Source organism: Sphingomonas sp. NCPPB 2930 (genome assembly GCF_042867205.1).
GTDB lineage: Bacteria > Pseudomonadota > Alphaproteobacteria > Sphingomonadales > Sphingomonadaceae > Sphingomonas.
Window position 1 is genome coordinate 131314 of the sequence record NZ_JBHZQU010000011.1, and the last position, 7374, is coordinate 138687.

Genomic DNA, 7374 nt, shown 5'->3' on the forward strand with positions numbered 1-7374 from the left:
CATGCAGGAGGGATCTCCCAAGCCGAGCGCCGATAATCCGATCGGCCGCATCCTGATCGCCGCGATGGTGACGGGGTTCATCGCGCTGATCATGGCTGCGATCGCGGCGGGCTATGCCATTCGCCAGACCAATCGGCATGGCGACTGGGTGGTCCACACCTATCAGGTCGAAAGCGTCCTGACCGAGGTGCGCCGCCTGGCCGAACAGAAGGAAACCGCGCGGCGCGGCTATATGCTGGCGGGAACGCCGGCCTTTCTGGCCAGCTTCGACCAGGCGCATGACCAGCTCATTCCGCGCCTGGCCGACCTCAAGCGCCTGACCGCCGACAACCCCGCCCAGGCGATCCCGATGCGCGCGGTGGAGCGCCGCCTGGCCGAGCTGGACGCCGCCCAGCGTGCGACCAACACGCTGGTCCAGGACGGGCTGGGGGCCGAGGCGCTACGCCATTTCCGCGCCGACAGCGGGTTGCAGCGGATGCAGAAGCTGCGCGTGATGTTCAACCGGATGGGCCATGAGGAGCGGCGCCTGCTCCGCCTGCGCGATGGCGAACAGACCGCCAGCCGCCGCCTGTTTTCCGCCGTGGTCGGTGTCGCGGGGCTGTTGCTGGTGCTGGTCGCGGTCGTCTCGTTCCTGACCGTGCGCCGCTACACCCGCGACCTGACCCGGTCGCGCGCCGAGCTGGCCGACCTCAACGCCACGCTGGAGGAACAGGTCAAGGAACGCACCGCCGACCTGGCGCTGGCGAACGAGGAGATCCAGCGCTTCGCCTATATCGTCAGCCACGACCTGCGCTCGCCGCTGGTCAACGTGATGGGCTTCACCGCCGAGCTGTCCGCCGCGACCCAGCCGCTGGCCGCGCTGATCGACCGCGCCGAGGCGGAGGCGCCGCAGATCGTGACCGAGGAAGCCCGCCTCGCCGCGCGCGAGGATCTGCCCGAGGCGATCGGCTTCATTCGTACCTCGACCGCCAAGATGGACCGGCTGATCAACGCCATCCTGAAGCTCAGCCGCGAAGGACGCCGGGTGCTCGCGCCCGAGATGATCGCGCTCGACCAGCTTGCCGAACAGATCACCGACTCGATCCGCCATGTGATCGACGATCGCGGCGTCACCGTCACCATCGCGCGGCCGATGCCGGTGGTGGTCAGCGACCGGATCGCGCTGGAGCAGATCCTGTCCAACCTGATCGAGAATGCGACCAAATACCGCCACCCGACCCGCCCCGCCGAGGTGCATGTCTCCGCCGAGGAGACGCGCGGCCGGGTGATCGTCGCGGTGCGCGACAATGGGCGCGGCATCGACCCGCGCGATCACCAGCGCATCTTCGACCTGTTCCGCCGCTCGGGTCAGCAGGACCAGCCGGGCGAGGGCATCGGCCTGGCCCATGTCCGCGCGCTCGCCTATCGCCTGGGCGGTACGATTTCCGTCGAATCTCAACTGGGTGAAGGCGCGACCTTCTTCCTGTCGCTACCAGCCACCCTTTCCATCGAAAGCGCCTGAATGAACGACCATCGCTCTGTCGGCATCGTCATGATCGAGGACGACGAAGGCCATGCCCGCCTGATCGAGAAGAATATCCGCCGCGCGGGCATTCTGAACGACATCCGCCATTATACCGACGGCACCAGCGCGCTCGACTATCTGTTCAACGCGCCCGACGGCCCGGCGAAGAACGGCCCGGCGCTGGTCCTGCTCGACCTGAACCTGCCCGACATGAGCGGCACCGACATCCTGGCCAAGATCAAGGCGGAGGCCAGCCCGCTCAAGCGTACCCCGGTCGTCGTGCTGACCACCACCGACGACAAGGTCGAGATCCAGCGCTGCTACGACCTGGGCTGCAACGTCTATATCACCAAGCCGGTGAATTATGAGAATTTCGCCCAGGCGATCCGCCAACTGGGCCTGTTCCTGTCGGTGATCCAGGTGCCCGAGGTCGAGGGCTGATCGCCCGCTTGCCCATGACGACCGGCGGCCCGCCCCGCATCCTCTATATCGACGACGACGATGCGCTGCGTCGGCTGGTGTCGCGCGCGCTCGGGCGGCACGGCTATGCGGTGTCGTGCGCGGCATCGGGGGACGAGGGCGTCGCGCTGGCGGCGGCGGGCGATTTCGATCTGGTCGCGGTCGACCATTATATGCCCGGCATGGACGGGCTGGAAACGCTGGCCGCGATCACCGCGCTGCCCGATCCGCCGCCGGTCGTCTATGTGACGGGCTCGGACGAAGGGCGGATCGCGGTCGCGGCGCTGAAGGCCGGGGCGGCGGACTATGTGGTGAAGACGGTCGGCGAGGATTTCTTCGCGCTGCTCGCCGCCAGCTTCGCGCAGGTGCTCGACCGCACCCGGCTGGAACGCGCCAAGGCCGTGGCCGAGGCCGAACTGCGCGCCTCCAATGCCCGGCTGGAGGCGATGCTGAGCGAGGTCAATCACCGCGTCGCCAATTCGTTGCAGCTGGTGTCCGCGATGATCGGGTTGCAGAAGGGCAGCCTGACGGATGCGCAGGCGCGCGAGGCGCTGGAGGATACGCAGCGTCGCATCCGGGCGATCGCGCAGGTGCATCGGCGGCTCTATACCGCCAACGATGTCGATCAGGTCGATCTGCGCGACTATCTGGGCGCGCTGGTCGAGGAACTGGGCGAGAGCTGGTCGCATCATAGCTGTCCGCGCAATTTGACCCTGTCCGCCGAGCCGATCCGGGTGAAGACCGACCGCGCGGTGTCGATCGGGGTGATCGTGACCGAGCTGGTCACCAATGCCTGCAAATATGCCTATCCCGACCGCGCGGGCGAGGTGCGCATCTTCCTGAGCCGCGTCGAGCAGGGCTGCGAACTGGTGGTCGAGGATGACGGCTGCGGCATGGCGGTGGACCAGAAGCCGCAGGGCACCGGGCTGGGCGCCAAGCTGATCCGCGCGATGGCGCAGAGCCTGCACACGACACTGGATTACGACCCGAACCATGCCGGGGTCCGGGCGGTGTTGCGGATGGCGGTCTAGCGGGCCCGGCCCTTGGCCTTCGACTTCGCTCAGGCTGAACGGGGCGGGGGAACAGAGGCGGTGAAACCCAACCTCCGTTCAGCCTGAGCGCAGTCGAAGGCCACGCTCCCCCCTCCCCAATCCGCCGTCAGCCCTGGCGCGCCGCCCGATTTAGGGCTTGCGGAACTTGTAGACGAACTGGTCGGTGCGCCCGCGAATGGCGGGGTCGAAGACGTTCTTGCTATGGTCGTCCTCGGGGTTGCGCAGGACGCGGCTCTCGCCGACGAAGCGGAAGCCGACCGACTGGACCTGGCGCTTCACATAGTCGGGGTCGATCCGGTGCGTCGTGTTGGTGTCGGCCAGCCCCTTGCCCACCGTATCGGCGTGATCGATGATGACATAGGTGCCGCCCGACTTGAGCAGCTTGAACACCGCCTGGTCGAAGGCGCGCAGCGCGGGCTCGCCCGCATCCTTGTTGGCGACGTCATGGTAATTCTGGACGGTCCAGAACAGGTCGATCGGCTGGTCCGCCGCGGGGATGTTCACCGCCTGCACCTGCACGGTGGCGTTGGGCAGGTTCAGCGCCTGGATCGCGCCCAGCGACTTTTCGGCATAGCGCTGCGCGGCGGCGGGCCAATAGGCATAGACATGCCCCTTCGGCCCGACGATGCCCGACAGGATACGGGTCCAATAGCCCTTGCCCGGCAGGTAATCGATCACCGTATCGCCCGGCTTCACGCCCGAGAAAGCGAGGACGGCGGCCGCCTGGCGCCGCGCATCGTCGCCCGCCTGCTCGGCCCGCGCCGGATCGGCGAGCGCGGCGGTGATGTAGGCCGGGACGGCGGCGGGCTTGGCGGACGCGGCAGGCTTTTGCTGCGCCACCGCGACGGTCGTCCCCGCCGCCAGCATCAGTCCCAGTGCGATCGCCTTCATGCCTGCTCTCCTAAAACTGGTCCTATTCCCCCACCGCCGTTCAGCCTGAGCGTAGTCGAAGCCCAAAGGATTCGCGTGGCCTTCGACTTCGCTCAGGCTGAACGGAGCGGGGGAATGGATAGTCCCGATTACACGTCCAGATTCGCCACGTTCAGCGCATTGTCCTGGATGAACTCGCGTCGCGGCTCGACGACTTCGCCCATCAACCGGCTGAACACCTCGTCCGCCGCCGCGACATCGTCCGAGGTCACGCGCAGCATCGAGCGGACGGCGGGATCGAGCGTGGTTTCCCACAGCTGCTCGGCATTCATCTCGCCCAGACCCTTGTAACGCTGGATCGCCAGCCCCTTGCGGCCCGAGGTCAGGATCGCCTCCAGCAACTGGCTGGGCCGCGCCACGCGGGTTTCGCCGCGCGCCAGGGTGGTGCTGTGGCCCTCTTCGTCGGTCGGCACGACATCGGCCGAGGGCTCGGTCGCGGCGCTGCGCTGCGGCACCAGCTTGCCCGCCTGCGCGAAGCTCTCGGCCTGTTCGGCGGCGAGGCTGTGCAGCTTGCGCGCCTCGGCCGAGGCGATGAAGCTGGCCTCGACGATGTGGTGGTCGGTCACGCCGCGCCACAGCCGCTCGAAATGGACGCCGCCATCCTCGGTCAGCCGCGCCGACCAGCGCGCCTCATGATCGCCCGACTCCAGCCGTCGCGTGGTTTCGGTGACGGTCGCCATGCGCTGCTCGCGGGTCAGCACGGGATCGAGCGCACCCGCCAGCGCCAGCACCTCGATGATCGCGGCGTCATAGCGGCGCGGCACGTAGCGCATCAGGGTCCGCATCCGCCGCGCATGATCGACCAGCGCCTTCAGGTCGTTGCCCGACCGCGCGCCGCCCGGTCCTTCCAGCACCATGGTCGAGACGCCCGCTTCGACCAGATATTCGTCGAGCGCGGTGTCGTCCTTCAGGTACACCTCCGACCGTCCCTTGGTCGCCTTATAGAGCGGCGGCTGGGCGATATAGAGATGCCCGCGCTCGATCAGCTCGGGCATCTGGCGATAGAAGAAGGTCAGCAGCAGCGTGCGGATATGCGCGCCGTCGACGTCTGCGTCGGTCATGATGACGATCTTGTGGTAACGCAGCTTGTCCGCGTTGAAATCGTCGCGGCCGATACCGGTGCCCATCGCCTGGATGAGCGTGCCGATCTCCTTGGACGAGATCATGCGGTCGAACCGCGCGCGCTCGGTGTTCAGGATCTTGCCGCGCAAGGGCAGGATCGCCTGGAAATGGCGATTGCGCCCCTGCTTGGCCGAACCGCCGGCCGAGTCACCCTCGACCAGGAAGAGTTCGGACTTGGCGGGATCGCGCTCCTGGCAATCGGCCAGCTTGCCGGGCAGCGAGGCGATGTCCATCACGCCCTTGCGCCGGGTCAGCTCGCGGGCGCGCTTGGCGGCTTCGCGCGCGGCGGCGGCGTCGATGATCTTGGCGACGATCGCGCGGGCGTTCTGGGGATTTTCCTCCAGCCAGTCGGCCAGCTTGTCGGCGATCAGCGCCTCCAGCGGCTGGCGCACCTCGGACGAGACCAGCTTGTCCTTGGTCTGGCTGCTGAACTTCGGATCGGGCAGCTTGACCGAGACGATCGCGGTCAGACCTTCGCGCATGTCGTCGCCGGTCAGCGTCACCTTCTCCTTCTTCAGGAGACCCGACTTGTCGGCATAATTGTTGAGCGTCCGGGTCAGCGCCGCGCGGAAGGCCGCGATATGCGTGCCGCCGTCGCGCTGGGGGATGTTGTTGGTGAAGGCGAGGACATTCTCGTAATAGCTGTCATTCCACTCCAGCGCGACGTCCATGCCGATCGCATCGCGCTGTCCATGGATGGCGATGGGTTCGGGAAAGAGCGGCGACTTGGAGCGGTCCAGCCACTTCACGAAGGCGGCGATGCCACCCTCATAGTATAGCTCGACCGTCTTGGGCTCGTCATGGCGCGCATCGGTCAGGAACAGGCGGACGCCCGAGTTCAGGAAGGCCAGCTCGCGATAGCGATGCTCCAGCTTGTCGAAGTCAAACTCGGTGATCTTGAAGGTGGAAGGGGAAGGCAGGAAGGTGACGCGGGTGCCCTTCTGCCCCGGCTCGGCCTTGCCGACGACCTTCAGCGGCGCGACCGCATCGCCGTGCGCGAAGCGCATATAATGCTCCTCGCCGTCGCGCCAGATGGTCAGGTCGAGGAACTCGGACAGCGCGTTTACCACCGACACGCCGACGCCGTGCAGGCCGCCCGACACCTTATAGGCATTGTCGTCCGACGTGTTCTCGAACTTACCGCCCGCATGGAGCTGGGTCATGATGACCTCGGCCGCCGACACGCCCTCTTCGGGGTGAATGCCGGTCGGGATGCCGCGGCCGTTATCGGTGACGCTGACCGAGCCGTCGGCGTTCAGCTGGATATCGATGCGGTCGCAATGCCCCGCCAGCGCTTCGTCGATCGCATTGTCGCTGACCTCGAACACCATATGGTGCAGGCCCGAACCGTCGTCGGTATCGCCGATATACATGCCCGGCCGCTTGCGCACCGCGTCGAGGCCCTTCAGCACCTTGATCGAGGAGGCGCCGTACTCATTCGTCTGGGGGGTATCTGCCATAGCGAGTATATAGGAATTACAGGGCCCCAAAGAAAGCGAAATGGAAGGCGGCGGAACCCTTTCGCACACCCCCGCGCACCGCCGGTCCGGGGGCGTCGAAACCGCCCGGCTGACGGGAATGTCACGCCCCGGTCGGGAGCGGGCAAGCCGCCCGCGCGTAACATCCCCGCATCATCCGATGGGAGAGATATGATGACCGGCAGAACCCTGCTCCTGGCGACGCTGGCGACGGCCATGGCCGCGCTGCCCGTCGCGGCCCGACCGATGGGCCGCGACTATCCCGGCTGCGACCTGGCGCAGCAACACCGCCTGCGCGCGCCCACCGGCGGCAAGATCCGCGATCCGCGCCAGGCGCATGTCGCGATGCGCGCCAATATCCTGGAGGCGGACATCGGCAATGCCCGCAAGGCACACCGCCTGTCGCAGGCCGAGGCGCAGGCCCTGTGGCACGATGTCGAGCAGGTTCGCCGCGACGCCGATCGCTTCGTGGCCCGACAGGGGTTCCTGAGCGCGGGCGAGACGGCAAGTCACGACCGCGCGCTCGACAGGGTGGCGGTGAGACTGTGCCGGTGAGGTGATGGGCTCTGCGAGGCACCTTTGCCCTCCCCCATCCCCTCCCGCTTGCGGGAGGGGTGCGTTGTGGGGCGGCGTCCGATGCACGCCGATAGGGGCCATGCCGTTGAACCGGAGCATGCCCCTCCCGCCAGCGGGAGGGGATAGGGGAGGGTTGGGAGTCTCCGGCAAATTTGCGGCGGATCGACATTCAGCGATGCCTTTCCTTCCCTCGCCCCTCGCAGAGGGGAGAGGGTTGCGCAGACTTGGTCTTTGCGTAGCAAAGGCTTAGTCG

The 7374-nt window shown here is 67.1% G+C and carries 6 protein-coding genes; 4 read left to right on the top strand and 2 right to left on the bottom strand.

The window, feature by feature from the left end; genetic code table 11:
• Position 1 precedes the first annotated feature (1 nt).
• Genes ACFX59_RS13495 through ACFX59_RS13505 form a run of 3 tightly spaced genes read left to right on the top strand, consistent with a single transcriptional unit; the run spans position 2 to position 2994 of the window.
• Positions 2 to 1501: an ATP-binding protein gene (locus tag ACFX59_RS13495; RefSeq protein ID WP_309697789.1), complete on the top strand. Its 1500-nt coding sequence runs from the start codon at positions 2 to 4 to the stop codon at positions 1499 to 1501.
• A complete protein-coding gene (locus tag ACFX59_RS13500; RefSeq protein ID WP_309700615.1) occupies positions 1502 to 1945 on the top strand; it encodes a response regulator in 444 nt (147 codons plus the stop codon). It abuts the gene before it with no gap.
• 14 nt (positions 1946 to 1959) lie between these two features.
• On the top strand, positions 1960 to 2994 hold the full coding sequence (locus ACFX59_RS13505) for a sensor histidine kinase (RefSeq protein WP_387432794.1): 1035 nt from the start codon (positions 1960 to 1962) through the stop codon (positions 2992 to 2994).
• Between the two features lie 150 nt (positions 2995 to 3144).
• On the opposite strand, the gene ACFX59_RS13510 is transcribed toward ACFX59_RS13505, so the two are convergent.
• Entirely contained in the window at positions 3145 to 3906 is a 762-nt protein-coding gene (locus ACFX59_RS13510) for a class I SAM-dependent methyltransferase (RefSeq protein ID WP_387432796.1), read from the bottom strand.
• A gap of 128 nt (positions 3907 to 4034) precedes the next feature.
• A complete protein-coding gene (gene gyrB / locus ACFX59_RS13515; RefSeq protein WP_387432797.1) occupies positions 4035 to 6527 on the bottom strand; it encodes a DNA topoisomerase (ATP-hydrolyzing) subunit B in 2493 nt (830 codons plus the stop codon).
• Between the two features lie 189 nt (positions 6528 to 6716).
• On the opposite strand from gyrB, the gene ACFX59_RS13520 reads away from it, so the two are divergent.
• Positions 6717 to 7100 carry a hypothetical protein gene (locus ACFX59_RS13520; RefSeq protein WP_387432798.1) on the top strand — a complete coding sequence of 128 codons (384 nt, stop codon included), beginning with the start codon at positions 6717 to 6719 and terminating at the stop codon, positions 7098 to 7100.
• Positions 7101 to 7374: the final 274 nt, after the last annotated feature.